This window comes from Streptomyces sp. NBC_00525 (assembly GCF_036346595.1).
GTDB lineage: Bacteria > Actinomycetota > Actinomycetes > Streptomycetales > Streptomycetaceae > Streptomyces.
The window spans coordinates 2,629,878-2,655,353 of record NZ_CP107834.1 but is presented as its reverse complement, the minus strand read 5'-3'; the positions used below and the strand labels follow the sequence as shown (position 1 = coordinate 2,655,353).

Here is a 25,476-nt window from a genome sequence, read left to right as displayed (position 1 = left end):
CGGGGGGGCGGGAGGAGTCGACGTGAGTGCGGGACGCAACAAGCGGATGCCGAGGGCGGTGCGGGAGCGGCAGATGATGGACGCCGCGGTCCGGACGTTCGGGCAGCGCGGGTACCGGGCCGCCTCGATGGACGAGATCGCCGAGCTGGCCGGGGTGTCCAAGCCGCTGGTGTACCTCTACCTGAACTCCAAGGACGAGCTGTTCACCGCCTGCATCCGGCGCGAGGCGCGGGCCCTGCTGGAAGCGGTCCGGGCGGGCGCCGAGCCGGGCCTCCCGGCCGACCGCCAGCTCTGGCAGGGGCTCCAGGCGTTCTTCACGCACACCGCGGAGAACCAGGACGGCTGGGCGGTGCTCTACCGGCAGGCCCGGACGCACGGCGAGCCGTTCGCCACCGAGGTGCACGCCATGCGCGAGGAGATCGTCGCCTTCGTGACCGGTCTCATCGGCGCCGCCGCCCGCGAGGCGCACCACGACCGGGCGCTCCCGGACCGGGACGTGGCCGGACTGGCCCAGGCCCTGGTGGGCGCCGCGGAGTCGCTGGCCGGCTGGGCCAACGAGACTCCGGGCATCTCGGCCCACGAGGCGGCGGCCACCCTGATGAACTTCTCCTGGGCGGGCCTGGAGAACCTGATGAACGGCCGCTCCTGGCAGGTGCCTAGCCCGTAGTCCCCGTCAGGTGGACGCGGTCGCCGTTCCTGCCGTCGCGTAGCTGGAACGCGGTGCCCTCGGTGGCGTAGGTGACCGTGGTGGGGAGTGGGACCGGGGCGCGGAAGTCGGCGCGGACGGTGCGGAGGGCGGCCGGGTCCTCGGTGGCGGCCAGGCAGCGGGCGACGGTCCACATGCCGTGGGCGATGGCGTGCGGGAAGCCGAACGGCCGGGCGGTGAGCGGGTGGAGGTGGATCGGGTTGCGGTCGCCGGAGGCCGCCGCGTACCGGCGTCCGAGGTTGCCGGGCAGCCGCCACTCGGCGACGGCGGGCAGGAGCGGCGGCGGGTCCGCGCGGGGCGGCTCCTCGGTGCGCGTCGCGTGCCGGGAGAGGTAGCCGCTGCGGGACTCCCAGACGAGTGCGCCCGCCAGGCGCGCCTCGGTGACCATCGTGACCTCGGTGCCGCGCCGGTGCGGGGCCAGCTCGCGGGCGTACACCGTGAGTTCCAGGGGGTCCTCGGGCCGCAGGGTGCGGTGGGCGTCGATCTCGATCCAGGTGTGGACGAGTCCGGTCACCGGGAGCGGGAAGCCGCGGCGGGTCATCAGCCGCATGGCCTGCGGGAACGCCAGCACGTGCGGGTACGTCACCGGCAGCGGGCCGTCCGCCGCGAAGCCGCAGATCCGGCGGTAGGCGGCCAGCGGTCCGGGAGCGGCGGGGGCGGCCGGCCGGTGCGCGCGGCCGGCGGGGAGCGTGGCGCCGGGGCGGCCGGGGCGCTTGAAGGGGGCGGAGACGGCGCCCCGGACCAGCGAGAGGGTCAGGCTCGTCACCGGGTCACGCTCCCAGCAGGCTCTGGCCGCAGACCCGGACGACCTGGCCGTTGACGGCCGCGGACGCGGGCTGGGCGAACCAGGCGGTGGTCTCGGCCACGTCGACCGGGAGGCCGCCCTGGGCGAGGGAGTTCATCCGGCGGCCCGCCTCGCGGATGAACAGGGGGACGGCGGCGGTCATCTTCGTCTCGATGAAGCCGGGCGCCACGGCGTTGACCGTGACCCCGTGGCCGGCGGCGGCGCGCGGGGCCAGCGAGCGGACCAGGCCGATGATCCCGGCCTTGCTGGCCGCGTAGTTGGTCTGGCCGTTGTTGCCCGCGATGCCGGCGATGGAGGCGGTGGCGACGATCCGGCCGCCCCGGTTGAGCGTGCCCGCCTCCAGCAGCGCGTCCGTGGTGCGCAGGACGCTGTCCAGGTTGACGTCGATGACCTGGGCCCATCGTTCGGCGGGCATGTTGGCGAGCCGGCGGTCGCGGGTGATGCCGGCGTTGTGCACGAGGACGTCGAGGCCGGCCGGGGCGGCGGCCGCGATGCGTGCGGCGGCGTCGCCGGCGGTGATGTCGAGGGGGAGCGCGGTGGCGCCGAGGCGGTCGGCGGTGCGCACCAGCTCCTCCTGGGCCTGCGGCACGTCCAGGCAGACGACCCGGGCGCCGTCGCGGGCCAGTACGGAGGCGACAGCGGCCCCGATGCCGCGCGCCGCGCCGGTGACCAGGGCGGTGCGGCCGGCGAGCGGGGCGGCCCAGTCGGTGACGGGGTCGGGGGCGGCGGCGGTCAGCTCGATGACCTGGCCGCTGACGTACGCGGACCGGGGCGAGAGCAGGAAGCGCAGCGTGGACTCGGCGGAGGCGACGGCGGCCGGGTCGACGCGGACCAGCTGCACGGTGGCGCCCCTGCCGATCTCCTTGCCGAGCGAGCGGACGAAGCCCTCCAGCGCCTGCTGGGCCGCCGCCTGGTGGTGGTCGTCGGGAGAGGGGCGTACGCCGGTGACGACGATCCGGCCGCCGGGTGCCAGCGAGCGGACGACCGGGTGGAGGGCCGCGTGCACGGCGGCGAGCCCGGTCGCGTCGCGTACGGCCGTGGCGTCCAGGACGAGGGCGGCGGGCCGGTCGGCGCGGGCGGTGACCTCCAGGCCGGTGGCGGTGAGGACGGCGGCCAGCTCCTCGGTGACCGCGGACTTTCCGGCGGTGAGGTGGACGACGGGGCCGATGAGCGTCGGCGTCTCCAGGGTCCAGCGGCGCAGCCGGGCGGGCTGCGGGAGTCCGAGCTTCCGGGTGAGGAACTTGCCGGGTGCCGTGCCGGTCAGGTGCAGATAGCGGTCGGCCATTGTCCAGACTCCCTGCTCGGTCGTAGATTTACTCCGGAGTAAGGTTACTCAAGAGTCAGGAGCTGGTCGAGATGAGTTGGTCGAGTTGATTCCCCTCGCACTCCCGCAGCCCCGCCGGGTCGCGGTCATCGGTGGCAGCCGCATTCCCTTCGCCCGCTCCGACGGGCCCTACGCGCAGGCGTCCAACCAGCAGATGCTGACCGCCGCGCTCGACGGCCTGGTCGAGCGGTTCGGGCTCGGGGGCGAGCGGATCGGCGAGTTCGCCGCGGGCGCGGTCCTCAAGCACAGCCGCGACTTCAACCTGGCCCGCGAGACCGTTCTCGGCTCGCGGCTGGACCCGCGCACCCCCGCGTACGACGTCCAGCAGGCGTGCGGCACGGGCCTCCAGGCGGTGATCGGCGCCGCGAACAAGATCATGCTCGGCGCGATCGACTCCGCGATCGCCGGCGGCACCGACACCGCGAGCGACGCCCCGCTCGGCGTCAACGACGAACTGCGCAGGCTGCTGCTGTCCGTCCGGCGCGCCCGGTCGGCGGGCGCCCGCGCGAAGGCCCTCACCGGCGTACGCCCCCGCCACCTCGTCCCGGACATCCCGCGCAACGCCGAACCCCGCACCGGGCTCTCGATGGGCGAGCACGCGGCGCTCACCGCCCGGAAGTGGGACATCGGCCGCGCCGAGCAGGACCTGCTCGCCGCCACCAGCCACCAGCGGCTCGCCGCCGCGTACGACCGGGGCTTCCTGGACGACCTGGTCGTCCCGTACCGCGGCCTGGAGCGCGACCAGAACCTGCGACCCGGCTCCACCGTCGAGAAACTGGGCGCGCTCAAGCCGGTGTTCGGCACGGACCGGCCCGGCGCGACGATGACCGCGGGCAACTCGACGCCGCTCACGGACGGCGCCGCGACCGTGCTGCTGGCGAGCGAGGAGTGGGCCGCCGCGCACGGCCTGGAGCCGCAGGCGTACCTCTCGCTGTACGAGACGGCCGCGGTGGACTACGTGAACGGCGAGGACGGGCTGCTGATGGCGCCCGCGTACGCCGTGCCCCGGCTCCTGGAGCGGGCCGGGCTCTCCATGGACGACTTCGACCTGGTCGAGGTCCATGAGGCGTTCGCCTCGCAGGTGCTGGCCACGCTGGCCGCCTGGGAGAAGCAGGGGCTCGCGCCCGTGGACCGCGACCGGCTCAACGTCGCCGGGTCCTCGCTGGCCACCGGCCACCCCTTCGCCGCGACCGGCGCCCGCATCGTCGCCACGCTCGCCAAGCTCCTCGCGGAGCGGGACGCGCCCGGCCGGGGGCTGATCTCGATCTGCGCCGCCGGTGGCCAGGGCGTCACGGCGATCCTCGAACGGGCGTGAGCCCGCCCACCACCAGCGCCCCCCCACCCGCGCATGCCCCCACCCGCACCCCCCACCCGTGCACGGCCGTCCCCCCGGTGAACCGCCCGTCCCCGAAGTCCAGGAGTCGCACGTGTCCACGCCACCCACCCCGTCCCCCGCGACCGCGCACGCCGTCCCCGCCCTGGTCGAGCCGACGCTCGTGCGCGACGCCCGAGGCGCCGTCCGGCAGGTCTCCGTACCGGCGTTCGCGCCGCCCGTCCGGCGCGGCTCGCTCGCCGACATCCCGTTCGACAACGCCCGCGAGGCCCCCGGCGACGCCGTCCTCAGCCGCAAGCAGCCGGACGGCGGCTGGCAGGACGTGACGGCGGCGGAGTTCGCCGCCGAGGTGCTGGCCGTCGCCAAGGGCCTCGTCGCGGAGGGGCTGCGCGCAGGCGACCGCCTCGCGATCATGGCGCGTACGACCTACGAGTGGACCCTGCTCGACTTCGCGGCCTGGGCGGCGGGACTGGTCACCGTCCCCATCTACCCGACCTCGTCCGCCCTCCAGGCCCGCTGGATACTCCAGGACTCCGGGGCCGTCGCCTGCGCGGTCGAGACCGCCGACCAGGGCCGGACCGTCAGCCAGGAACGCAGGAACCTGCCCTCGCTCGCCCACCTCTGGCAGCTCGACACGGGCGCGCTCGACCGGCTCCGGAAGCGCGGCGCATACATTCCGGACGCCCTGGTCACCGAGCGCCGCGCCACCCTGGCCCCGGAGACCCCGGCCACCCTCATCTACACCTCCGGCACCACCGGCCGCCCCAAGGGCTGCGTCCTGACCCACGGCAACTTCTTCGCCGAGGTGGACAACGCCATCGAACTGCTGCACCCGGTGTTCAAGTCGGTCAGCAAGTACCCGGCGGCCACCCTGCTGTTCCTGCCGCTGTCGCACGTCTTCGGCCGGATGGTCGCCATCGGCTGTCTGCGCGCCCGCGTCCGCCTGGGCCACGCGCCCTCCATCAGGACGGAGGACCTGCTCGCCGACCTGGCCGGGTTCAAACCGTCGTTCCTGCTGGCGATCCCGTACGTCCTGGAGAAGGTCTACAACACGGGCCGGGCCACCGCCGAGAAGATGGGGCGCGCCTCCTCCTTCGACCGGGCCGCCCGGATCGCCCAGCGATACGGCCGGGCCGTCGAGGCCGCCGAACACGGCACCGGCCCCGGACCCGGCCTCGGGCTGCGCGCCGCCCGCGCGCTGTACGACCCGCTGGTCTACCGCCGCATCCGGGCCGCGCTCGGCGGCCACGTCCGGTACGCGATCTGCGGCGGCTCCCCGCTGGGGCGCCGGCTCGCCGCCTTCTACGCGGGCGCCGGCATCGAGATCTTCGAGGGCTACGGGCTGACCGAGACGACCGCCGCCGCCACGGTCACCCCGCCGCTCAGGCCCCGCCTGGGCACGGTCGGCTGGCCGATGCCCGGCACCGCCGTACGGCTGGCCGACGACGGGGAGGTGCTGCTCAGCGGCGGCCAGGTCTTCCAGGGGTACTGGGACGGGGCGAGCGGCACGGCCGTACCGGTGCTGGACGGCGGCTGGTTCGCGACCGGGGACCTGGGCGCGCTCGACGAGGACGGCTACCTCACGATCACCGGGCGCAAGAAGGACATCATCATCACCTCGGGCGGCAAGAACGTCGCCCCGGCCCCGCTGGAGGACTGGCTGCGCGCCCATCCGCTGGTCAGCCAGTGCATGGTGGTCGGCGACAACCGCAAGTTCATCACCGCCCTGATCACGCTGGAGCCGGACGGGCTCGCGCACTGGTGCCGGATGCGCAAGAAGGAGGACATCCCGCTGCGCGACCTCGTGCGCGACGAGGAGCTGCGTACGGCGCTCCAGCGCGCGGTGGACGAGGCGAACAAGCTGGTCTCGCGGGCCGAGTCGATCCGCGAGTTCACGGTCCTGCCGGTCGACTTCACCGAGGAGGGCGGCCATCTGACGCCGTCGCTCAAGCTGAAACGCGACGCCATCGCGCGGGACTTCGCGGCGGAGATCGAGGAGCTGTACCGCAAGTGAGCCGAACCGTACGGGGGCCGGCCCCGGCCCGCGTGCGTACGCGTCAGGCCGGGGCGTCCTCCTCCGGGAGGCCCGGCGCCCTGGTGTGCAGGATCTCGCGGGCCTGCACGGCGGCCCGCTCGATGGACTCGGAGACGAAGTCCAGATAACGGGCCATGTTCTCCAGCCGGTTGCCCGCCGGGCTGTCCCGGCCGAGCACGGGGACGCCCCGGCGCGCGGTCTCGGCGAGCTGGGCGGTCGAGCGGGCGCTCGCCATCATCGACTGGTGCATGATGTCGTCGTCCACGACGTACCGCTCGCGCCGCCCCTCGCGCTCCCGGCGGACCATGCTCTGCGTCTCCAGGAACGCGACCGCCTTGGACACCGAGGCCGGGCTGACCCGCAGGCGCTCGGCGAGTTCACCGGCGGTGAGGCTGCCGGAGTCGCTGATGCTCAGGGCGGCCAGCACCCGGGACATCATCAGCGGCGCGCCCGACGCCAGCAGCATGTTCGTGAGCACCTCCTCGTACGCGCTCACCTCCTCGGCGTCCCGCCCGTACGGCTGCGGGGCGGCGTCCGGGCGGGCGGCGCGGGGGGCGGCCGGTTTCCCGCGCCGGGAGCGCTGCTCGGTGGCGCGGTGGGCGAGGTCGGCGCGGTAGCCGGCGGGGCCGCCGTTGCGCGTGACCTCGCGGGTGATGGTCGAGGTCGGCCGGTCGAGCTGCCGGGCGATCTCGGCGTAGGCCAGGCCGTCCGCCAGACCGCGGGCGATCCGGCGGCGTTCCTGCTGGGTGAGCCTGCCTCCCGGCATCGGGCCCCCTCCTTCGTGGCGCGGGTGCGGCCGCAGGGCGGCCGGTGTGCCGACTATAGCGTTCGCCGACAATCCATTGCAACGAAGCCTGCTCCTGCTCGTTGCGTTGCGCGCGAGACGATTGCACCAACTTCCCTGTAATGACGTGCGATTACAGGCTTTTGATGCAACAAGTGCGTTGCCGAAGTGGTGAATGCAACGTAGCGTTTCTGTTGTCGGAAAGCGCGGGTCACCCGGACTCGCCTCCGCAGAAGGAGCGCGTCATGCCGAAGTTCGACACCCCCGCCGCCATCACCGCCCGCGTCGACATCCCCGCCGGCCACATCCGGTTCATCGCCGCCGACCGCGCCGACACCGTGGTCGAGGTACGGCCCGCCGACGCCGCCAGGAGCCGCGACACCAAGGCCGCCGAGCGCGTCGAAGTGGCCTACGCGGACGGCGTCCTGGACGTCCGGACCGCCAAGGGCCCGCGCAGCCGGCTCCTCGGCGACACCGGCTCCGTCGAAATCACCGTCCAGCTCCCGGCCGGCTCGCACGTCGAGGCGAAGGCCGGTGCCGCGGAGTTCCGGGGCGTCGGACGCCTCGGGAACGTCGTCTTCGAGGGCGGCTACCGCTCGGTCAAGCTCGACGAGGCCGCGAGCGCCCGGCTCGCCGCACACGACGGTGCCGTCACCGTCCGCCGCCTCACCGGACCCGGCGAACTCAGCACCCAGCGCGGCAACGTGACCGTGCACGAGGCGACCGGGGGCGTCCTCACCCTCAGCACCCAGCTCGGCGACATCACGGTCGGCGCGGCGCGCGGCGTCGCGGCCGTGCTCGACGCCGGCACCGTGCTCGGCCGCGTCGCCAACACCCTCCGCAACGACGGCTCGCCCGTCCTGACGATCAGGGCGACCACCACCAAGGGCGACATCACCGCCCAGAGCCTCTGACTCTCCTCCCCGCACCCCGAAGGAGCCCCTCCCATGACGAACCCGGCCATCGCCGTGACCGGCCTGCGCAAGGCGTACGGCGACAAGACCGTCCTCGACGGCATCGATCTGCGCATCCCGGCCGGAACGGTGTTCGCCCTGCTCGGGCCGAACGGCGCCGGCAAGACCACCGCCGTCAAGATCCTCTCCACGCTCATCTCGCCCGGCCCCGGCTCCGGCCCGATCACGGTGGCCGGCCACGACCTGGCCTCGGACCCCCGGGCCGTGCGCGCGGCGATCGGCGTGACCGGCCAGTTCTCGGCGGTGGACGGCCTGATCACCGGCGAGGAGAACATGCTCCTGATGGCCGACCTGCACCACCTGTCCAAGGCGGAGGGCCGGCGCGTCACCGCGGAGCTGCTGGAACGCTTCGACCTCACCGACGCGGCGAAGAAGCCCGCCGCCACCTACTCCGGCGGCATGAAGCGCCGACTCGACATCGCGATGACGCTGGTCGGCGCCCCCCGGATCATCTTCCTGGACGAGCCGACCACCGGACTCGACCCGCGCTCCCGGCACGACATGTGGCAGGTCGTCCGGGGCCTGGTCGCCGGCGGCGTGACCGTCTTCCTCACCACCCAGTACCTGGAGGAGGCCGACGAACTCGCGGACCGCATCGCCGTACTGAACAACGGGCGGATCGCCGCCGAGGGCACCGCCGACGAGTTGAAGCGGATCGTCCCTGGCGGCCACGTCCGGCTCCGCTTCAGCGACCCGGCCGCCTACCGCGAGGCCGCCGGCCACCTCGCCGCCGACGCCGCCCGCGACGACGAGGCGCTGGCCCTGCGCCTCCCCGGCGACGGCACCCAGAGCATCCTGCGCTCCATCCTCGACCGGCTGGACGCCGCCGGCATCGAGGCCGACGAGTTCACCGTGCACACGCCCGACCTCGACGACGTCTTCTTCGCCCTCACCGACGCCGCCGCTCCCGCCCCGTCCAAGGAGACCGCCCGATGAGCACCCTGTCCCTCGCCGCCCGCGACTCGGCGACCATGCTGCGCCGCAACCTGCTGCACGCCCGGCGCTATCCGTCGCTCACGCTGAACCTGCTGCTCACCCCGGTGATGCTGCTCCTGCTGTTCGTCTACGTCTTCGGCGACACCATGAGCGGCGGCGCCGGCCGGGACGCGTACATCGCTTACATCGTGCCGGGCATCCTGCTGATGACCATCGGCTCGACCACCGTCGGCACCGCCGTCTCCGTGACGATGGACATGACCGAGGGCATCGTCGCCCGCTTCCGCACCATGGCCATCCACCGGGGATCGGTCCTGTTCGGCCATGTCGCCGGGAGCGTTCTGCGTACGCTGCTGAGCGTCGTGATCGTCGGCGCGGTCGGGGTCGCCATGGGCTTCCGCTCCACCGGCGCCACCGCCCTGGAGTGGCTGGCCGCCTTCGGCCTGCTCGCCCTGTTCGCGCTGGCCTTCACCTGGATCGCCGTGGGCATGGGCCTGGGCAGCCCCAACGTGGAGGCCGCGAGCAACAACGCCACTCCGCTGATCCTGCTGCCGCTGATCTCCAGCGCGTTCGTCCCGCTGGAGTCGATGCCCGGCTGGTTCCGGCCGATCGCCGAGTACCAGCCGTTCACCCCGACGATCGAGACCCTGCGCGGGCTGCTGCTCGGCACGGAGATCGGCCACAACGGGTGGCTCGCGGCCGGCTGGTGCGTCGCGCTCACCGTCCTCGGATACCTCTGGTCCAGGGCGCAGTTCAACCGCGACCCGAAGTAGGGGTGGCGGTCCCGGAGAGCAGGCGGCGGGTTGTTCCCGCCGCCTGCTCCCGCATGTATCTCGGCCTCAAGCATCTTGACATCAAGAGAATGTGCGGGCAGGCTACCGCGCGTCGGTAGGTCTCTTGATGTCGAGATACTTGGGGGTGGGCGGCGGTGGAGAAGCGCCGGGAGGCGGGGCTGTTCGCCCAGTTGAGGAATCCGCCGGGTGGCCGGGACGCCCGGATCATGCTGCGCGCGCTGGCGGTGGACCGCACCGGCACCGGGCTGTGGGCGGCCTCCTCGGTCCTCTACCTCACCTTCGTCACACATCTGAGCGCCCAGCAGATCGGCGTCCTGCTCGGCGCGGCGGGCGTCGCCGGCATCGCGGGCTCCCCGCTCGCGGGTCGCCTGGCCGGCCGGCTCCCCGTGCGCACTCTGCTGATCGGCTGCCATCTGCTGCGGCTGGTGACGCTCACGCTGGTGCTGGTCTGTACGCGGTTCGAGGCGCTGCTCGTCGTGGTCGCGGTGACCTACCTCGGGGACCGGGCGGCCAAGACCCTGGAGATGCTGTTCGCCACCCGCGCGGCGGGCGACCGGCGAGCCGCGTACCAGGCGCTGTCCCGCAGCGCGTCCAACGCGGGTTACGGCTTCGGCGCGGGGATCGCCGCGCTCGGCCTGGCGGTCGGCACGACGGATGCGTACCGCGCGCTGATCATCGGCAACGCCCTCTCCTTCGTCGTCGCCGCCGCGCTGGTGTGGCGTACGAGCGGGCCGGGCGCCCGTACGGTCGGGGAGCCGCGCCCGGCAGGCGGGCCGGTCAGCCCCAAGGGCCCCTGGCGGGACCGGGGTTACCTCCGCTTCGTGCTCCTCGACATCCCGATGAACCTGGACGACTCGATCCTGGGCGTCGGCCTCCCGCTCTGGCTCGTCAGCGAGACCTCCGCCCCGCACGCCCTCGTCCCGGCGTTCCTGGTCATCAACACCGTCCTCGTCGTCCTGCTCCAACTCGCCGTCTCCCGACGGGCGGAGGGCCCGCGGGGCGCCGTGCGGGCGCTCGGCCTGTACGGCGCCCTGATGTGCGTGTGCTGCGCCCTGCCCGCCTGGGCGGCGAGCGCCGGCACCTGGACGGCGGCGGTCGTGCTGCTCGTGGCCGCCGTCCTGGTCACGATGGCGGAGCTGATGCGCTCGGTCAGCTCCTGGGAACTGGCCGTCCTGCTCGCCCCGCCCGGCGAACGCGCCGCCTATCTGGGCGTGGCCGGCATGTCCCAGTCCATCCAGAAGTCGGCGGGCCCGCCCCTGCTGACGGGCGTCGTGATGGCCGCGGGCCCGGCGGGCTGGCTGGCCCTGGGCGCGGCGGTGGCCGGACTGGCGGCGGTCCAACGGCGTTGCTGCGCCGCGCGGTTGGCGTCGATGGAGGAGGCGCGGGACCCGGCGAGCGGAGCGGGGACGCGCACGAGCGGCTGAACGGAATACGGGTGTGCCGGTGCCGGGGGCCACGTCATCATGGGCCCATGAACACTGCGCCGAGTCGTGCTTCGGGTGTGCTTCTGCTGCTGATCGGACTGGCCGGAGTGCTGTGGGCGGCCCTGGGCGACCCCCAGGGCTGGCACGGCGGGATGCGCTGGGCGCGTTCCGCCGTCGTGCTGGCGTCCCTGGGCCTGGTCACGGGCAGCGCGCGGCTGCTCTTCCCCGGCCCCCGCCGCGAGGCCGGCGCGGAGGAGTAGGAGGAGCCCCGCCCGGCGCGGCGGTCAGGTCGCGCGCCAGTAGCCCAGGGCGTGCACGCGCTCCCTGGGAACGGCCAGTTCCTTGCGTATGTACGCGGACAGGGACCTGGTCGTCGTCGTGTCGCAGGCGATCCACACGTACGCGTCCGAGGCATCGGTGCCCAGCAGGCCCGGCAGCCCGGACCGCACCGCGTCGGCCAGCGCGCCGCCCCGCCGCTCCACCCGGTGCAGCGTGTGGCGGCCGGGAACCAGGCGCAGCGGCGGCTCGGTGTCCTCGCCGGGCGGGGTCTCGTACCAGACGGTGGCCGGGGTCGCCGGAAGGGCGTCCAGCAGGGAGTTGATCGCGGGCAGCGAGGCCGGGTCGCCGATCACGAAGAGCCGGGCGGGGGCCGGCTCGGGCAGGGTGAATCCGGTGCCCTGGAGCGTGGCCTCGATCGTGTCCCCGGGCCGGGCCGCCAGCGCCCATTCGGTGGCGGGGCCCTCGTGGAGCGCGAACTCCAGGGTGAAGGCGCCGGCCTCCGGGTCCGGGTCGACCAGGGTGTAGGCGCGCTGGTGCGGTTTGCCGGCCCGGTCGAACCAGAGCCGCACCCACATCGTCGGGTGCGCCCCGCCGGTCGCGGCGAGCAGCCCGCCGTCCGTGACGGTGAGGCGCCGGAAGCCGCCGGCGGGCGGCTCGGTCGCGGTGACGGTGAACGTGAAGTCGCGCCCCCGCATGAGCTTGAGGACGACGCCCTCCCAGCCGTGCCCCATGACCGTACCCCTCCGCATCGGCGGTTTGTTTAGGTGAGCCTAACCTAAGTTTTGCGCTCCGGGTGGGCGCGGTCTCCGCTTCGCGGCGCGGAACGGCATACGTTGGAGCGCCACGGGACAACGACGGAGGTGCCTTCGCATGCGGATCGCCACCACGATCTTCCTCACCGACGAGACCATCACCCCGGTACGCCTGGCGCGCCAGCTCGAACAGCGCGGCTTCGCCGGGCTCTATCTGCCCGAGCACACCCACATCCCGGCCGGCCGCGAGACGCCCTACCCGGCGGGCGGCGAACTGCCCCGCGAGTACGGCCGCACCCTGGACCCCTTCGTCGCGCTCGCCCAGGCCGCCGCGGTGACGGAACGGCTGACCCTCGGCACCGGCATCACGCTCATCGCCCAGCACGACCCGATCGACCTGGCCAAGCAGATCGCCACGCTCGACCACCTCTCCGGCGGCCGCTTCACCCTCGGCATCGGCTACGGCTGGAACGTCGAGGAGGCCGCCGACCACGGCGTGGACTGGTCGACCCGCCGCCGCCTCGCCGACGAGCGGCTGGCCCTGATGCGGGCCCTGTGGGCGTCCGAACCCACGGCGTACGAGGGTGAGTTCGGCTCCGTACGCGCCAGCCACGCCCACCCGAAGCCGCACCGGGAGCGCGGCCCCCGCACCCTGCTCGGCGGCGCGGAGGGCCCCCGGCTGTTCGACCGCATCGCCCGCACGGCGGACGGCTGGCTCCCCATCGGCGGCCGCGGCCTCACGGACTCCGTCCCCCGCCTCCGTACGGCCTGGGAAGCCGCCGGCCGCGACCCGAAGGACCTCCACGTCGTCCCGTACGCGGTCAACCCCACCCCCGGCAAGCTGTCCCACTACGCGGACCTGGGCATCGAGGAGGTGGTCCTCCAACTCCCCCCGACACGGGAACCGGAGGTACTACGCACCCTGGACGCGTACGCGGCATACCTCTGACCCCGCCACCGGCACCACCGGCCGGGCGCCTCAGCGGAGGTACGTCTGCTGCCACTCGATCGACGTCATGGTGAGCGCGGCCTCCGCGAGGGCCTGGGCGGAGGCCGTCTTCAGCTTGGCGATGCTGCTGTCGATCCAGGGCTGCACGTTCGCGCAGCCCTGTTCGCGGTACTCGACGGCCTGGATGAGGCATTCCAGCTTGTCGGCGTCATGCGCGCAGACGACTTCGGGGGAGTCCCCGTTCTCGTACTCCTCCACGATCCGCTGGGCGCCGGCGCGCACGGAGGGGTGCGCGGCGGACACCTGGTCCGCGGTGACCTTCTCGTTGCTCGCGGCTTCGAGGTAGCGGCGGCCGATGTGCGGGATGTCGCCGACGCGGGTCTCCTGCGTGTCGTGCCACAGGCCGAGGAGCGCCGTCTTCGCGGGGTCGGCGCCTTCCATCATGGCGAGCACGGAGCCGATGAGCGCGACCCGGAAGCTGTGCTCCGCGATGGTCTCGGGGTCCTTCACCCCGGCGATCCACCAGCCGCTCCGCTTGGCGCGCTTGAGCATCCCCATCTCCAGCAGAAACCCCGCGGTCCCCTTGACCTGCTCCTGCTCTGCGTCCGCCATGAATGCGCCTCCGATGTGTCATGTGCGGTTCTTGCGTAGAACGTAATGCACTGTGCTGAGTTCCCGCCGAGCTCGCGGGGATACCCCGCTTCGGTCCAGGAGTTGGCCGGAATACGTGGCCAGTTCGGCAGCGAGGGTGGGGTCTGCCAGTGGCAGCCATCGGTTGGTGGTCAGCAGGGCCCATAGCGAGTGCACGTACAGATCCGTGTACACCGGAGCCCGGTGGAGGCCGTCTGTGAGGCCGCGCAGGAGCCGTACGGGGTCCCAGTCGGTCGGCCCGTGCCGCATGAACGTGTCGTCCGATTGTGGCTCCCGCATCGAACCCAGCCAGTACGCCCAGTAGTTCAGGTTTGCTGTCTCGCCCTTGTCATCACCAGCCAGCCCCTTTTCGATGAAGTCGAGGAGCGGCTGCCGATCGCCGAGCCTGGCCAGTGCGGTGGCAGTTGAGCGCGATGTGGCCCAGAACGGTGTCCATCCATGGGAGGCGATCAGATCGCGGCGGCTGTGCAGGGCGTGCGCCGTCCATGTCTTGGCCTCCAAGGTCCGGTCGTAGGAACAGAGGTAGAGGGTCTGGCGGTGCAGCAGCAACCCGTCGTCCCCGGTGCGCGACGCGGACTCGGCGGTCTCCCGGAGACGGTCGAAGAAGAGGGCGCGGTCGGGCGTGGAGAGGAGCGGCGCCTTGGCGACCGGGCCGCGGCGCCCGACCGGCGCCCTGCGCCTGAGAGTTGGTGGAACGGTTCCGTTCAGCGCCCAGGCGATCATGTGGGCGGTGTCGCGCGTGTGTACCCAGTGTGCGAGGGGGTGACGGGCGTTGACATCCGGGTGAAGCGTCGCGGCGATGACGCGGTCCGCGTCCATCGCGGGATCGAGGAGATGGAGGACACGCGGGTCCGCGCCCAGCGCGAGCAACCGGCGCCGGATGTCGAGCAGCGCACCGGCCTTCACGTTGACCAGGGGCCGCCGCCCCGTCTCCCACCCTTGCCACGTGGCGAGATCGACCCCCATCACCTCCGCCATGCCGGCCTGCGTGTGGACGGCCGTACTCTCTCGGGCCACACGCAGAACGAACCCGGCGATCAGGCCGGTGCGGGCACGCCCGCGTGCACCTTCCGCCGCCCCCATGCCACCCCCTTCGTACGCGCTCGGTCATCGAACCCGTACCCACAGTCAGTCCTACTCGATTCGCCGCGACCGTAGCTTCGGATTCGGCAACAACCACTCACTGTCTTCGAGGAGGCCAAGATGTCCACCGCAGCCGGGACCGTGACGCGTCCCTGGGGAGCCGGCAGGCTCACCCCGTACCCGACCGTCACCCGCCGCCCCCACACGTCGGTCGTGCTCGACCCCGACACGCAACTCGGCGTCTACACCGACCACACGGGCACCGTGATCGAGATGGGCAAGCACGGCACCAGCAAGGGCACCGAGACGAGCACGGTCACGAACAGCGACTCCCAGAACGACCAGGGCCACGACCAGGACTCCCAGCAGGACTGACCGATGACCGACGAGAGGCCGGTGCTGGTGGTGACCGAGGCGGACGACCTGACCGCCGACATGGTGATCGCCGAGCTGGGCCGGCGCAACGTACCCGTGACCAGGTTCAACCCGGCCGACATCGGCTCGGCCCTGACGGTCTCCGCCCGGTTCGGAAGCTGCCCGGCCCCGGTGGGCGGGCAGCTTCGTACTCCGTCCAGGACCGTGGACCTGACCCACGTTCGGTCGGTCTACTGGCGCCGCCCGGTGTGGCCCACCTTCGATCACCTCGGCGCGGACGAAGCGCGGTTCGCGTCCGCTCAGGTCCGGTACGGCCTCGGCGGGGTCCTGTACGCCCTGGACGGGCCGCTGTGGGTCAACCATCCGCTGCGCAACGCCGCCGCCGACTACAAACCCGCTCAGCTCGCTGTTGCCCAGCGCCTTGGGCTGGCCGTCCCTCCGACGCTGGTCACGAACGACCCGGACGAGGCACGAGCCTTCATCGACAACCACGGCCAGGTGCTCTTCAAAATCCTCCGTTGGACGCCCTGCCGACGCGACGGCGTCCCCGTCACCGGCTGGGCCGATCCGGTCACCGCCGAGGAGATCGACGCGAGCGTGGCCCTGGTGCCGCACCTGTTCCAGGCCGTCGTGGACAAGGCGGCCGACCTCCGCGTGCTGGTTGTCGGTGGTGAGGTGTTCGCCGTACGGATCGAGTCCGGGCTGCTCGACTGGCGCAAGGACTACTCGGCCCTGTCCTACCGCGTGGTGAACCTGCCCAGCCGGACGGAGAAGGCGCTCCTCGCCTACCTCGATCACTTCGGACTGGCCTCGGGGAGCTTCGACCTCGCCGTGGACCGTGCCGGTGACCTCTGGTGGCTGGAGCTGAACCCGAACGGACAGTGGGGGTGGCTGGAAGAAGCCACCGGCCTCGCCATGTCCGCCGCATTCGCCACACTGCTCACCGAAGGAGCCGCCCCATGACCGCCGACACTCTCCACGAGCGCCACTCCCTCGCCGCCCGTCTGACACGGGCCGGGGTCCTCACCCACCCCGGCTGGCGGGCGGCGGTGGAGGCCGTTCCGCGCGAGTTGTTCCTGAATCCTGGAGTCTTCCTGCCCGTGGAGGGCGGTCGGTGGCGTCCCGTGACCGCCGTGGGAACTGCCCCGGCCGAGTGGATGCGGATCGCCTACCGCGACGAGTCCCTGACAACCCAGCTCGACGGGCACCTCACCGCCGACCAGGTAAGCGACCTCGTGTCCGGCTCCCCCACCTCGTCGTCCACCACCCCGTTCACCGTCGTGGACATGCTGGAGAAGCTGGATGTGGAAGACGGCCACCGGGTCCTGGAGATCGGTACGGGAACCGGATACTCCTGCGCCCTGATGTGCAGCCGTCTCGGGGAGGACAACGTCACCACCGTCGAGGTGGACACGGACGTCGCAGCCCGAGCGGATGCCGCCCTGGAGACCGCAGGACACTCGACTTGGACCGTCACCGGAGACGGTCTCCTCGGCCATCCCCGCCGCGCCCCGTACGACCGCGTCATCGCCACGTGCGCGGTTCGCCGCATCCCGTACACCTGGATCAGGCAGACCGCGTCAGGAGGCATTGTCCTCGCCACGGTGGGCGGGACATGGGGGTACGGGACGGGGCTGGCGAAGGTGACGGTCGCCGAGGACGGGACCGCCGAGGGCAGGATCGTTGGCCGCAGTTCGTTCATGCAGGCCCGCTCCCAGGCGCAGGCACCGATCGACGGCGATCTTTCCGCCCGAACCGCCTACGCCGAAACGGAACGCGCGGCCAAGGTGTCCCCGCTACTGCTGGAGGACTGGATGCCGGCCTTCGTCGCGCAACTCGCCGCCCCAGGGGCGCGGTTCATCCGCGCCACCACGCCGGAGGGAGGCCGGTTGCTGTACCTCTTCGACCCGGACCGTGAGTCGTTCGCCGCGTTCACGGAGAGCGGTGGGGGCTGGACGGTTCGCCAGGGAGGGCCAGTGGCGCTGTGGGACACGATCGAGCAGTCCCTTACGGAGTGGCAGGCCACGAACCGCGCCGACATCACCGACGTACGGCTCCGTGTTACCCGAGAGGCCCATACGTACTGGATCGACGGGCACCCGCAGCTGCGCTGGCACCACCCTCTCCTGTCTGTGGACACACAAGGCTTTTGAGGTCCGCAGTGGTACACCCCGGCCACTGAGAACACTTGGCGGTGATCACAATAGGGTCACTGATCCTCCTTGGTTCCCCCACAACTCGTTCGAGGTAATACGGTCACTTCGCTTGACGTGGAATGGGACGAGACGTGTGGGGGGACCGCATGGGCAAGGTGTTGAGTCGGCGCAGGCAGATGTGGATCGGCGGGGTGGCCCTGCTGGCTCTGGGGGCCGTCGGTTGTTCGGAGTCCGGGCAGGGTGGCTCGGGTGCTGCGACGGTGAGTGCGAAGCCGGCGGCCACGGTCACGGTGACCGCCACCGCCACCGCCACCGCCACGGCCACCGAGACCGCGTCGCCCGCTCCGGTGCCCACGGTCACCGTGACCCGGACGAAGAAGGTGGAGGTTCCCGGCCCGACCGTCACGGTGCGGGTCACCAGGGCGACCTCCTCGGGGTCCGGCGGCGGCGGTTCCCAGGCCACCGGCACGTGTTCCATCAAGTCCAACGCGGGCAACTGCTACCGGGCCGGGCAGTTCTGCCGGGGCGGCGACCACGGCGCGGTGACCACCACGGCGACCGGGGCGCGGATCAAGTGCAGCTACAGCGGGAGCGCCTGGCGCTGGACCTACTCCTGACCAGGGGCGGGGGTCGTTGTCCGAGGTCGCTGTTACGTTGGCGGCAGCATCGAGGACCGACCCCACAGGAGGGGCCACGTGGACGCCCTGTACGACGAACAGCTCGCGGAGTTCTCGCGGGAGCGGCTGGACGGACGCCCGGTGCCGGATGATCTGCGCACGCTGCTGATCGCGCAGTGGGAGGGCCGGAGCGACTTCGCGCGCCTGCTCGACCTGGAGTTCTTCGAGCCGGACGAACTCCACCCCTTCCTGGACACCGACTACCTCAGCGAGGAGGAGTTGGCGGCCCCGGAGATGCAGGCCGTCAACGCCGCCGTCGCGCAGATGGCCGAACACGTCAAGCTCGTGGCCAAGGGCGGGATGGGCTGGGTCGGCTACTGGCTGCACCCCGACGAGCCCGCGTCCCCGGCCTGGCGCCCCATCGGCCTCGACACCGAGTTCACCCTGTGGCACATGCGCGGCACCACCCTCACCGAGGCCGCCGCCGCCGAACAGTCCGCCTACCAGGACGAACCGGACGAGCGCCTCGCGTACGGGCAGATCGTCGCCCAACTCGACGCCCTGGGGCTGCCGCCGGCCACCCGTGACTACGACGCCCTGGACGAGCGCGACTACCACGTGGACCCGGCGAAGCTCCTGGAAACCCTGACCGCAGCGGAGCGCGCGAAGCGCGGGCTGGGGTGAGGGGACCGGGGCCGGCCGGTGTGGGGCCAGGAGTTCAGCCGACGCGGCCGACGTGGATCACGATGACGGTGACCCGAGCCTCCATGACCTCGTACAGCACTCGGTAGCGTCCGACGTGTATGCGGCGCCGCATGGCGGAGCCGTTGGGTGCGGCCCCTTGGGGCAGGCCGCGTGAGTCCGTGTCCCGAGTCGGCGGCCGTCAGATCACCGCTCCACCTGGTCGGGCGTGACCTTCACGTCTCCGTGGGCTCCTGATCGTTGTGTCCCTGCTCCTGCGCCCAGGTGATCGCCCATTCGTCGAGCGGATGGAGGGCATCACGGAGTGCTGTCCCCAGCCGGGTCAGCTCGTAGCCATCGGCTGAGGGGGCGATGATCCCGCTCGATGCGAGTTCACGGAGTCGCTGGTAGAGGACGCTGGACGACAGCCCTTCGCACCGTGCCAGCAGTGCGCGGGCGCCGAGCGGACCCGCACGCAGTTCCCAGAGAATCCGCAGCGCCCACCGACGGCCGAACAGGTCCATCGCGGCCATGAGGGGACGGCCGGTCGTCGATCCACGAACCGGTGTTCCTGGGCGCGGCGTCGGCATACCCCTCCTAGTCCTTGCGTTTCGTTATTCGAAACACTAGCATCCACTCGGCGTTTCTGATTTCGAAACGAACTGGACGGGAGAGCCGATGTCGCGGATAGCCCTGCTGGACCCGCCGTACACCGACCGGGCCGGCACACTGCTGGCGCGCATGATGGCCGGGGACGCCCCGCCGATCGGGCTGTTCCGGATGTTCGCCAGAAACATCCCCATGGCCGACGCCATGCACGGGTGGGGCCGCTACGAGTTGGGCAGACAGCTGACCCTGACCATGCGGGAACGCGAGATCGTCATCGACCGGACGTGCGCGCTGTGCGGCTGCGAGTACGAGTGGGGCGTGCACATGATGACGTTCGCCGACCGGGTCGGACTCACCCGCGAGCAGGCGGTATCCCTGGTGCACGGCGGCCCCGCTGACGAGTGCTGGACGTCCGAGAGGGAACGGCTGCTCATTCTCGCTGTCGATGCGCTGCACGAGTGTTCCGACATCGACGACGCGCTGTGGACACGGCTCGTGTCGGTCTTCGATGAGCTCCAGCTGCTCGATCTGCTTCTGCTGTGCGGGTGGTACCACGCCGTCAGCTTCGCCGCGCGCGCCACGCGCGTGCCGCACGAGTCCGGCGCGCCTCGCTTCGCCGACTTTCTCCCCCTCACGACCGGGACCAGCCGATGAGCACTGCCCAGGAGTACTCCGAGGCGCGACAGGCCGTCATGCATAAGTTGGTGGTCCTGTATCCCAAGCCCGCCGACCCTGACCACTTCCGCGACTACTACGTGAACAACCACCTTCCGCTGGTCATGGATTGGCCCGGCCTGCTTGCGTGGCGCTACAGCTTCGACGTGGCGGCGACCAACGGAGAAGCGCCGTACTTCGCGGTCTTCGAGGCCGACTTCGCCGACGCCACCGCCCTGGCCGCGGCGCGGTCGTCGCCGCAAGGCCGGCGGCTGGCCGCCGATGTCGCCAACTACGCCACCGGCGGTGTGGTCGTCATCGACTATCCGGTGCAGGACGGCACCGGCCGAGGCAGGCCGGGACGCTCCGGGACGCGTTCGGAGCGTGCCGTCGCGGCCAGGTCCCGGCCATCTCCGGAACGCCGTTCGCGGTTGCCGGTGCGTCGAGGGTCAAAGGGGGGCCGATGTCCTGGCCGGATGTGACGGTGGTTGATGCGTGCGTGCGGCGCGACGGCCGGGGCGGCAGCCCCACGGCTGTCACCGACGACGACCCGGAGGCGACGGACGCGAACCGGCGTGCGGTCGCTGCCGCGGCCGGGACCTCGCACGCGGCGTTCCTCGGTCCGGGGCGGACGCCGGACGGTGGCCGGCCGGTCCGGTTCTTCACCGCCTCCGCCGAACTGTCCGGCTGCGGCCACGGCACCGTTGCCGCGCAGGCCGTCCGGTTGACCCGCACCGCGCTGGGCGAGCTGAACGACCGCCAACACACCGGCGGGCGCACATTCGACACCGTCGCGATCCGCCGCCCCGCCGGCATCGAGGTGTGGTTCGACCAGGGCCTCGTCGCGCTGCGTCACCCGGCACCGGACGAGCGCGCCGCGATCGTCGCCGCGCTCGGGCTCACCGCGGACGATCCGCATCCGACCGACGCGCCACGGATCGCCGCGCCCGGCGCACCACGCATGCTGGTACCGGTCCACGACCGGTCGGCGCTGCTCCGAGTCCGCACGCGGGCCGGCGGGCATCACGACCCGGGTCGGCGGGTTGGCGGTAGTCCGCGGCTCTCGCAAATGTCGTCCAACAGTGCGACTGCCCCACCTGTGAGGTGCCCGCCCGGAAGTCCGTGACGAAGCCCACGAGAGTGGGGTACGCGCGTTGCAGTACCGCCCAGCAAGAACTCCAGAGCCGGCTCGACGCCCTGGCGGAAGCCGGATGCGATCCGGTCTTCTCCGAGAGGATCAGCACCCGGATCGCGGCGCCGCCGGTCTGGGGTCAGGAGGCGTTGCGGAGGTAGTCGCGCAGTCGGGCCGGGGTGAGGTTCGCCTCGTCCGCGGCGGCGAGGACGCGGCGCAGGTCGCCCTCCAGCTGCGGTCCCATGTGGAGGAGCACGATGTCCCCGGACTTCAGCTCGGGCACCTCGGGTGACCACTCGCCCCAGGTCGTCAGGTCGTGGGTCCAGGTGACGACGGAGCGGGCGCCGCAGGCAGCGGCGGCGGTCCGGGTCGCGTCGTTGTAGTACGGCCACTGGTAGGTCGCGCCGCCCGCCGGGCGGAAGAGCTGGGGGCTGTCGCCGAAGGCGGCGAGCTGGCGGTCGCGGGCCCCGCAGATCTCCTGGCGCTGCTCGGCCTCGCTGAGGGTGGTCATGTCACGGTGGGTCAGGGTGTGGTTCTCCACCCGCGCCGGGCTGTTGGCGAGCAGGGTGCGGTAGTAGGCCGGGTCGCGCTTGTAGGCGTCGGGCAGCAGGAACAGCGAGGCGGGGACCCGCCGCTCGATGAGCAGGCGTTGGGCCCCGGCGGCGTCCTCGGTGCCCCAGCCGTCGTCGATGGTGATGAAGAGGACCGGGTCGTCGGTGTCGACGTGGTTGTAGGCGGTGGCGGGCGGCGGCCAGGCAGCGGAGCCGGCGGGGGCCGGGGCCGCCGAGGCGGGGGCGGCAAGGCCCGCGGCCAGCAGCAGTGGCGCGAGCACGGCGAGAGTTCTTCTCAGATTCGGCATGCGTCGAATCATTGGTATAGACCAAGCGGAGAGTCAATACTCGGTCACTAAGCGGAACATACGCCTCCGGCAGGCGGACGGCGAGCGCCCTGGGCGGGGCTCGCCGTCCGGGGCAGGTCAGCCCTGGCGGGCGTACGTGACGAACGCGGACCAGGCCGTGGGCGCCACGTCGAAGTGGGGGCCGGGGATGTTCTTCGAGTCGCGCACATGCACGGCGGAGTCGCACGACGCGACCTCAATGCACTCCCCGCCCTCGCCCGTGCTGTAGCTCGACTTGCGCCAGTCGAAGGCGACCTCGATGCAGTTGCCGCCCTCACCTGTGCTGTAGCTGCTCTTGAACCAGTGCAGTTGCTCAGTGTTCATCGGTCTCCCAACACCTTCTCAATGAACGTCAGGGACTCCCTCGGGGAGAGTGCCTGCGCTCGGATGATCCCATAGCGTTCGCTGTACACACGCACCTCGTTTTGGTCGGTGATCAGCCTCGCCTTCCCGTAGAGCTCGGTGTAGGCAACTTGAGGGCGGCCCTTGGGGTCGATCAGTGTGAACGTGCCGTCGAGTGCTGCGTGTTCCTCCCGGTCCGTGGGCATGACCTGGATCTCCACATTGCGCAGGCGCCCGAAGTGCATGATGCGCCGCAACTGTTCCGCGTGGACATCCCGCCCGCCGAGCGGACGGCGTAAGGCGGTCTCCTCCAGGACGTAGCTGAAGGTGGGCGGAGGCCAGCGCTCGAAGACCTGTTGTCGCGCGAGGCGATCGGCGACCCGCTTCTCGATGGTCTCCTCGCTCAGCAACGGTCGACGCTGGATGAACGTCGCTCGCGCGTATGCCTCCGTCTGGAGCAGACCAGGAATCGCCTGGGCGCTGTATCCGTGGACGGCTACTGCCTCCGCCTCCGTCCGCGCGTAGTCCCGGAACCACCCCGGATGCCGCGTCCGGACGCGGCCCAGCGCTTCCCTCACCTCCTCCGCCGCCGACGACAGCAGCCCACCCGTTTTCAGCGCCCTGTCCGCCAGGGCCAGGAACTCCACCTGGGGCGTGCGTACGCCCCGTTCCATCGCGGAGATCAGGTCCTCGCCGCAGTGCGTCGCCTGGGCCAACTCCCGTTGGCTCATGCCCGCCTGTTCGCGCAGGAACTTCAACTGGCGGCCCAGCGCCCTGAACAGGTGCGCCGTCCCGTCCGATTCGACCGGGCGCTCCGGTCGTTCCTCACGTTGCGTGTTCGTCATCTAGCCCCGTACCGCCTCTGTCCGTCCGGTCACGGCCGACTTCCCGTACAGCCGGTAGGGCAGGGCCGTACCGCTCCACGGAGTCGTGGTGTCACTCCTGGTCAGCGTACGAGTACGCGGCCACGCTGAGTCACATGAACGCCGAAATCACTCTTGTGGGTACCGAATTCGTCCAGCGTTTCAGTGCCTCACGTCGCGGGGCCCGGCTCGCCCGCCGCCTCGCCGTGCAACAGCTGGACGCCTGGGGCGTGCCCTACGGGAGCGCGCTGTCCGACGACGTGGCCGTCGTCGTGGCCGAGCTGGCGGCCAACGCGGTGCTGCACGGCCGCGTGACGGGGCGGGACTTCGAGCTGCGGGTGCTGCCCGAGGAGGCGGGCGGGTTCCGCGTCGAGGTGTCGGACGCACGTGGCGAGCGGCGGCCCGAGCTGTGCGCGGGCGGGCCCGACGCGGAGTCGGGGTACGGGCTGCGGCTGGTGGCTGCGCTGGCGGCGGAGTGGGGTGTGGCGGACCGGGTCATCGGGAAGACGGTGTGGGCGCGGGTGGCACCGGGCACCCCGTAGCCGGGGTCAGCGTGCGTTGTGCCGCCGGAGGATCGTGCCGTCGAACGAGGCGGTGAGCATGGCCGAGGTCCGGTAGTCGCCGTTGATGTAGAACCGCATGGCCTGCTTGCCGTCTTCCCAGTCGAAGATCACATACGTCTTCGTGGGGTCCGCGTTCCGTACGCCCATCTCCTTGTAGCCGACGCGCAGGAGGCGGGGGAAGCTGTCCCAGTCGACCTTGCTGAGGTCCATCGGGGTCTGACCGTCGAGGATGCCCTTGTTGCCGTCGAGCTTGCCGGAGCCGTCGTTGTACGAGAAGCCGTCGTAGACCCGGTCGTTCGGCATCTTCTTGTCCTTCACGGGCACGTTGCCCGAGGCGTGGCTCTGATGGATGGAGAACCAGGCGAGCACCTTCGTTCCGCCCGTCACCGCTTTGAGTTCCTTGACGATCCGCCGGCCGCCCGCCGCGCTGACGAGGTCCGTGTCCTCGGTCGGTGTGGCGGAGGGCGTGGGAGTGAGGGAGGGCGTCGGTGTCGGGCTCGGTGTGGAGGAGGGGGAGTGGGTCGCGGACCGCGTGGGCTTGGCGCCCGCGGACGCGTTGTCGTCGTCGCCGAGGCCGGGTATGAGCCCCCTGTTCAGCAGCCCGGCCACCACGGCCGTCAGCAGGACTCCGGGTATCAGCACCCGGCGCACGGCCCGGTTGCTCCCGGTGCCCTGCACAGGCGTCCGGCCCGTCGTCGCCGAGGGCTCGCCCCGTCCCTCGGTGTCCCCGCCCGGACGGGCGTCGGCCGGTTCCGGCCGCGGCGGCTGAGAAGCACCCGGCGGCACCGGGGTTCCCGGCTCCGTGGGCGTGTAGCCGGCCGTCGGCGCCGGGGTTCCGGGCGCGGTCGGGGTGTACGCGGCCGAGGGGCCGGACGCCGGTCGCGCGTCCTCGACGACCGTCGCGGGACGCTCGTCCGCCACCTCGGCGAGCAGCCGGTCCAGCCGCTCCGCGTCCGGCCGCGAGGCGACGTCCTTGACCAGGACGGACCGCAGTACGGGGCCGAGTGCCCCCGCCTGGCGGGGGCCCGGAACGTCCTCCTCCAGGATCGCGGCCAGCGTCGCGAGGGTGGACGAGCGGCGCATCGGATGGTGGCCCTCCACCGCGACGTACAGCATCATCGCCAGCGACCACAGGTCCGACGACGGCTCGTCGTCGTGCCCGCGCAGCCGCTCCGGAGCCATGTAGTCGGGGGAGCCCACCAGTTCACCGGTGTTGGTGAGGCTGGTCGCCTCGCGTACGGCGGCGATCCCGAAGTCCGTGAGCAGCGGTGTGCCGTCCGTACGCAGCAGCACGTTGCCCGGCTTCACGTCACGGTGCAGGATGCCCGCCTCGTGCGCGGCCCGCAGCCCGGCCAGCACGCCCCGGCCCAGCAGCGCCGCCTCGGCCGGCGTGCACAGGCCGCGCTCCAGCCGGTCCTGGAGCGAGCCGCCCGAGACCAGCTCCATCACCAGCCAGGGGTGCTCCACCTCCGGCGAACTCACGATGTGGTGGATGGTCACCACGTTCGGGTGGGTGATCCGGGCCAGCGACACGGCCTCGCGCAGCACCCGCTTCCGCAGCATCTCCGGCGCGTCCGGGCGCAGCCGCAGCAGCTCCGGATCGGGCGGCCGTACCTCCTTCAGCGCCACTTCCCGGTGCAGGACGATGTCACGCGCCCGCCAGACCAGCCCCATGCCTCCGCCACCGAGCCGCTCCAGCAGTTCGAAGCGCCCATCGATCACGCGTCCCTCGAAACCCGCAGTCATGGGCGGAACGG

At 72.0% G+C, this 25,476-nt stretch carries 30 protein-coding genes; 18 read left to right on the top strand and 12 right to left on the bottom strand.

Translation table 11 applies throughout. From position 1 onward, the window contains the following. The first annotated feature begins 46 nt into the window (after positions 1 to 46). A complete protein-coding gene (locus OG710_RS11805) occupies positions 47 to 667 on the top strand; it encodes a TetR/AcrR family transcriptional regulator (RefSeq protein ID WP_111330277.1) in 621 nt (206 codons plus the stop codon). Here the strand turns inward: OG710_RS11805 and OG710_RS11800 are convergent. After that, the gene (locus OG710_RS11800; protein WP_330239298.1) at positions 657 to 1,472 is read right to left on the bottom strand and encodes a MaoC/PaaZ C-terminal domain-containing protein; all 816 of its coding nucleotides are present in this window, start codon (positions 1,470 to 1,472) and stop codon (positions 657 to 659) included. The two genes, OG710_RS11805 and OG710_RS11800, sit on opposite strands and share 11 nt — an antisense overlap. A gap of 4 nt (positions 1,473 to 1,476) precedes the next feature. Then, complete coding sequence (locus OG710_RS11795) at positions 1,477 to 2,796, bottom strand: 3-oxoacyl-ACP reductase (RefSeq protein WP_330239297.1); 1,320 nt, start codon at positions 2,794 to 2,796, stop codon at positions 1,477 to 1,479. A gap of 76 nt (positions 2,797 to 2,872) precedes the next feature. On the opposite strand from OG710_RS11795, the gene OG710_RS11790 reads away from it, so the two are divergent. Both OG710_RS11790 and OG710_RS11785 read left to right on the top strand, forming a co-directional pair. Then, a complete protein-coding gene (locus OG710_RS11790) occupies positions 2,873 to 4,150 on the top strand; it encodes an acetyl-CoA C-acetyltransferase (protein WP_330239296.1) in 1,278 nt (425 codons plus the stop codon). A 112-nt stretch (positions 4,151 to 4,262) separates the two neighbouring features. After that, positions 4,263 to 6,182, top strand: coding sequence for an AMP-dependent synthetase/ligase (locus tag OG710_RS11785; protein ID WP_330239295.1), 1,920 nt, complete (start codon positions 4,263 to 4,265; stop codon positions 6,180 to 6,182). A 43-nt stretch (positions 6,183 to 6,225) separates the two neighbouring features. Here OG710_RS11785 and OG710_RS11780 read toward each other — a convergent pair whose 3' ends face one another. Next, a complete protein-coding gene (locus tag OG710_RS11780) occupies positions 6,226 to 6,969 on the bottom strand; it encodes a helix-turn-helix domain-containing protein (RefSeq protein ID WP_330239294.1) in 744 nt (247 codons plus the stop codon). A gap of 263 nt (positions 6,970 to 7,232) precedes the next feature. Between OG710_RS11780 and OG710_RS11775 the strand changes: the two genes are divergently transcribed. The 5 genes from OG710_RS11775 to OG710_RS11755 all read left to right on the top strand — a co-directional run bounded on the left by OG710_RS11775 (position 7,233) and on the right by OG710_RS11755 (position 11,375). Beyond that, positions 7,233 to 7,901, top strand: coding sequence for a hypothetical protein (locus OG710_RS11775; protein WP_330239293.1), 669 nt, complete (start codon positions 7,233 to 7,235; stop codon positions 7,899 to 7,901). Positions 7,902 to 7,934: 33 nt separating this feature from the next. Beyond that, positions 7,935 to 8,897 carry an ATP-binding cassette domain-containing protein gene (locus OG710_RS11770; protein WP_330239292.1) on the top strand — a complete coding sequence of 321 codons (963 nt, stop codon included), beginning with the start codon at positions 7,935 to 7,937 and terminating at the stop codon, positions 8,895 to 8,897. Beyond that, positions 8,894 to 9,670: an ABC transporter permease gene (locus OG710_RS11765; protein ID WP_330239291.1), complete on the top strand. Its 777-nt coding sequence runs from the start codon at positions 8,894 to 8,896 to the stop codon at positions 9,668 to 9,670. The genes OG710_RS11770 and OG710_RS11765 overlap by 4 nt, the downstream gene beginning before the upstream one ends. 155 nt (positions 9,671 to 9,825) lie before the next feature. Further along, positions 9,826 to 11,115, top strand: coding sequence for an MFS transporter (locus OG710_RS11760; protein ID WP_330239290.1), 1,290 nt, complete (start codon positions 9,826 to 9,828; stop codon positions 11,113 to 11,115). A gap of 47 nt (positions 11,116 to 11,162) precedes the next feature. Further along, a complete protein-coding gene (locus OG710_RS11755) occupies positions 11,163 to 11,375 on the top strand; it encodes a hypothetical protein (protein WP_330239289.1) in 213 nt (70 codons plus the stop codon). A gap of 24 nt (positions 11,376 to 11,399) precedes the next feature. Here OG710_RS11755 and OG710_RS11750 read toward each other — a convergent pair whose 3' ends face one another. Continuing rightward, positions 11,400 to 12,125 carry a siderophore-interacting protein gene (locus OG710_RS11750; protein ID WP_330242223.1) on the bottom strand — a complete coding sequence of 242 codons (726 nt, stop codon included), beginning with the start codon at positions 12,123 to 12,125 and terminating at the stop codon, positions 11,400 to 11,402. A gap of 139 nt (positions 12,126 to 12,264) precedes the next feature. Between OG710_RS11750 and OG710_RS11745 the strand changes: the two genes are divergently transcribed. Then, complete coding sequence (locus tag OG710_RS11745; RefSeq protein ID WP_330239288.1) at positions 12,265 to 13,095, top strand: LLM class F420-dependent oxidoreductase; 831 nt, start codon at positions 12,265 to 12,267, stop codon at positions 13,093 to 13,095. Positions 13,096 to 13,125: 30 nt separating this feature from the next. On the opposite strand, the gene OG710_RS11740 is transcribed toward OG710_RS11745, so the two are convergent. After that, positions 13,126 to 13,707: an HD domain-containing protein gene (locus OG710_RS11740; protein ID WP_330239287.1), complete on the bottom strand. Its 582-nt coding sequence runs from the start codon at positions 13,705 to 13,707 to the stop codon at positions 13,126 to 13,128. An 18-nt stretch (positions 13,708 to 13,725) separates the two neighbouring features. Then, positions 13,726 to 14,829 carry an XRE family transcriptional regulator gene (locus tag OG710_RS11735; protein ID WP_330239286.1) on the bottom strand — a complete coding sequence of 368 codons (1,104 nt, stop codon included), beginning with the start codon at positions 14,827 to 14,829 and terminating at the stop codon, positions 13,726 to 13,728. 120 nt (positions 14,830 to 14,949) lie between these two features. On the opposite strand from OG710_RS11735, the gene tgmA reads away from it, so the two are divergent. From tgmA to OG710_RS11710, 5 genes are all read left to right on the top strand, one after another. Next, positions 14,950 to 15,204, top strand: a complete 255-nt coding sequence (gene tgmA / locus OG710_RS11730; protein ID WP_330239285.1) for a putative ATP-grasp-modified RiPP — start codon at positions 14,950 to 14,952, stop codon at positions 15,202 to 15,204. Between the two features lie 3 nt (positions 15,205 to 15,207). Further along, entirely contained in the window at positions 15,208 to 16,167 is a 960-nt protein-coding gene (gene tgmB, locus OG710_RS11725; protein ID WP_330239284.1) for an ATP-grasp ribosomal peptide maturase, read from the top strand. Then, positions 16,164 to 17,357 (top strand): ATP-grasp peptide maturase system methyltransferase, encoded by a 1,194-nt coding sequence (gene tgmC / locus OG710_RS11720; RefSeq protein ID WP_330239283.1) that lies wholly within the window; start codon positions 16,164 to 16,166, stop codon positions 17,355 to 17,357. Before tgmB ends, tgmC begins: the two co-directional genes overlap by 4 nt. A gap of 149 nt (positions 17,358 to 17,506) precedes the next feature. Continuing rightward, complete coding sequence (locus OG710_RS11715) at positions 17,507 to 17,977, top strand: hypothetical protein (protein ID WP_330239282.1); 471 nt, start codon at positions 17,507 to 17,509, stop codon at positions 17,975 to 17,977. A gap of 78 nt (positions 17,978 to 18,055) precedes the next feature. Continuing rightward, on the top strand, positions 18,056 to 18,661 hold the full coding sequence (locus OG710_RS11710) for a hypothetical protein (RefSeq protein WP_330239281.1): 606 nt from the start codon (positions 18,056 to 18,058) through the stop codon (positions 18,659 to 18,661). 34 nt (positions 18,662 to 18,695) lie between these two features. Here OG710_RS11710 and OG710_RS31285 read toward each other — a convergent pair whose 3' ends face one another. Together OG710_RS31285 and OG710_RS11705 are read right to left on the bottom strand one after the other, a co-directional pair. Then, the gene (locus OG710_RS31285; protein WP_443064241.1) at positions 18,696 to 18,794 is read right to left on the bottom strand and encodes a type II toxin-antitoxin system RelE family toxin; all 99 of its coding nucleotides are present in this window, start codon (positions 18,792 to 18,794) and stop codon (positions 18,696 to 18,698) included. Between the two features lie 100 nt (positions 18,795 to 18,894). Next, positions 18,895 to 19,191 (bottom strand): winged helix-turn-helix transcriptional regulator, encoded by a 297-nt coding sequence (locus OG710_RS11705; RefSeq protein WP_330239280.1) that lies wholly within the window; start codon positions 19,189 to 19,191, stop codon positions 18,895 to 18,897. A gap of 145 nt (positions 19,192 to 19,336) precedes the next feature. Between OG710_RS11705 and OG710_RS11700 the strand changes: the two genes are divergently transcribed. From OG710_RS11700 to OG710_RS11690, 3 genes are read left to right on the top strand one after another with little or no spacing between them, the layout of a single operon-like run. Then, positions 19,337 to 19,921, top strand: coding sequence for a carboxymuconolactone decarboxylase family protein (locus OG710_RS11700; RefSeq protein ID WP_330239279.1), 585 nt, complete (start codon positions 19,337 to 19,339; stop codon positions 19,919 to 19,921). Beyond that, positions 19,918 to 20,403 (top strand): EthD family reductase, encoded by a 486-nt coding sequence (locus OG710_RS11695; RefSeq protein WP_330239278.1) that lies wholly within the window; start codon positions 19,918 to 19,920, stop codon positions 20,401 to 20,403. Before OG710_RS11700 ends, OG710_RS11695 begins: the two co-directional genes overlap by 4 nt. Further along, positions 20,385 to 21,047, top strand: coding sequence for a PhzF family phenazine biosynthesis protein (locus OG710_RS11690; protein ID WP_330239277.1), 663 nt, complete (start codon positions 20,385 to 20,387; stop codon positions 21,045 to 21,047). The genes OG710_RS11695 and OG710_RS11690 overlap by 19 nt, the downstream gene beginning before the upstream one ends. A 145-nt stretch (positions 21,048 to 21,192) precedes the next feature. Here OG710_RS11690 and OG710_RS11685 read toward each other — a convergent pair whose 3' ends face one another. The 3 genes from OG710_RS11685 to OG710_RS11675 form a co-directional block, all read right to left on the bottom strand. Next, positions 21,193 to 21,912, bottom strand: coding sequence for a polysaccharide deacetylase family protein (locus OG710_RS11685; protein WP_330239276.1), 720 nt, complete (start codon positions 21,910 to 21,912; stop codon positions 21,193 to 21,195). Positions 21,913 to 22,029: 117 nt separating this feature from the next. Beyond that, positions 22,030 to 22,275: a DUF397 domain-containing protein gene (locus OG710_RS11680; RefSeq protein WP_330239275.1), complete on the bottom strand. Its 246-nt coding sequence runs from the start codon at positions 22,273 to 22,275 to the stop codon at positions 22,030 to 22,032. Continuing rightward, positions 22,272 to 23,138, bottom strand: a complete 867-nt coding sequence (locus tag OG710_RS11675; RefSeq protein ID WP_330239274.1) for a helix-turn-helix domain-containing protein — start codon at positions 23,136 to 23,138, stop codon at positions 22,272 to 22,274. Before OG710_RS11675 ends, OG710_RS11680 begins: the two co-directional genes overlap by 4 nt. Positions 23,139 to 23,272: 134 nt before the next feature. Between OG710_RS11675 and OG710_RS11670 the strand changes: the two genes are divergently transcribed. Next, the gene (locus OG710_RS11670; protein ID WP_330239273.1) at positions 23,273 to 23,698 is read left to right on the top strand and encodes an ATP-binding protein; all 426 of its coding nucleotides are present in this window, start codon (positions 23,273 to 23,275) and stop codon (positions 23,696 to 23,698) included. Between the two features lie 6 nt (positions 23,699 to 23,704). On the opposite strand, the gene OG710_RS11665 is transcribed toward OG710_RS11670, so the two are convergent. After that, entirely contained in the window at positions 23,705 to 25,465 is a 1,761-nt protein-coding gene (locus OG710_RS11665; protein WP_330239272.1) for a protein kinase domain-containing protein, read from the bottom strand. Between the last annotated feature and the right edge of the window lie 11 nt (positions 25,466 to 25,476).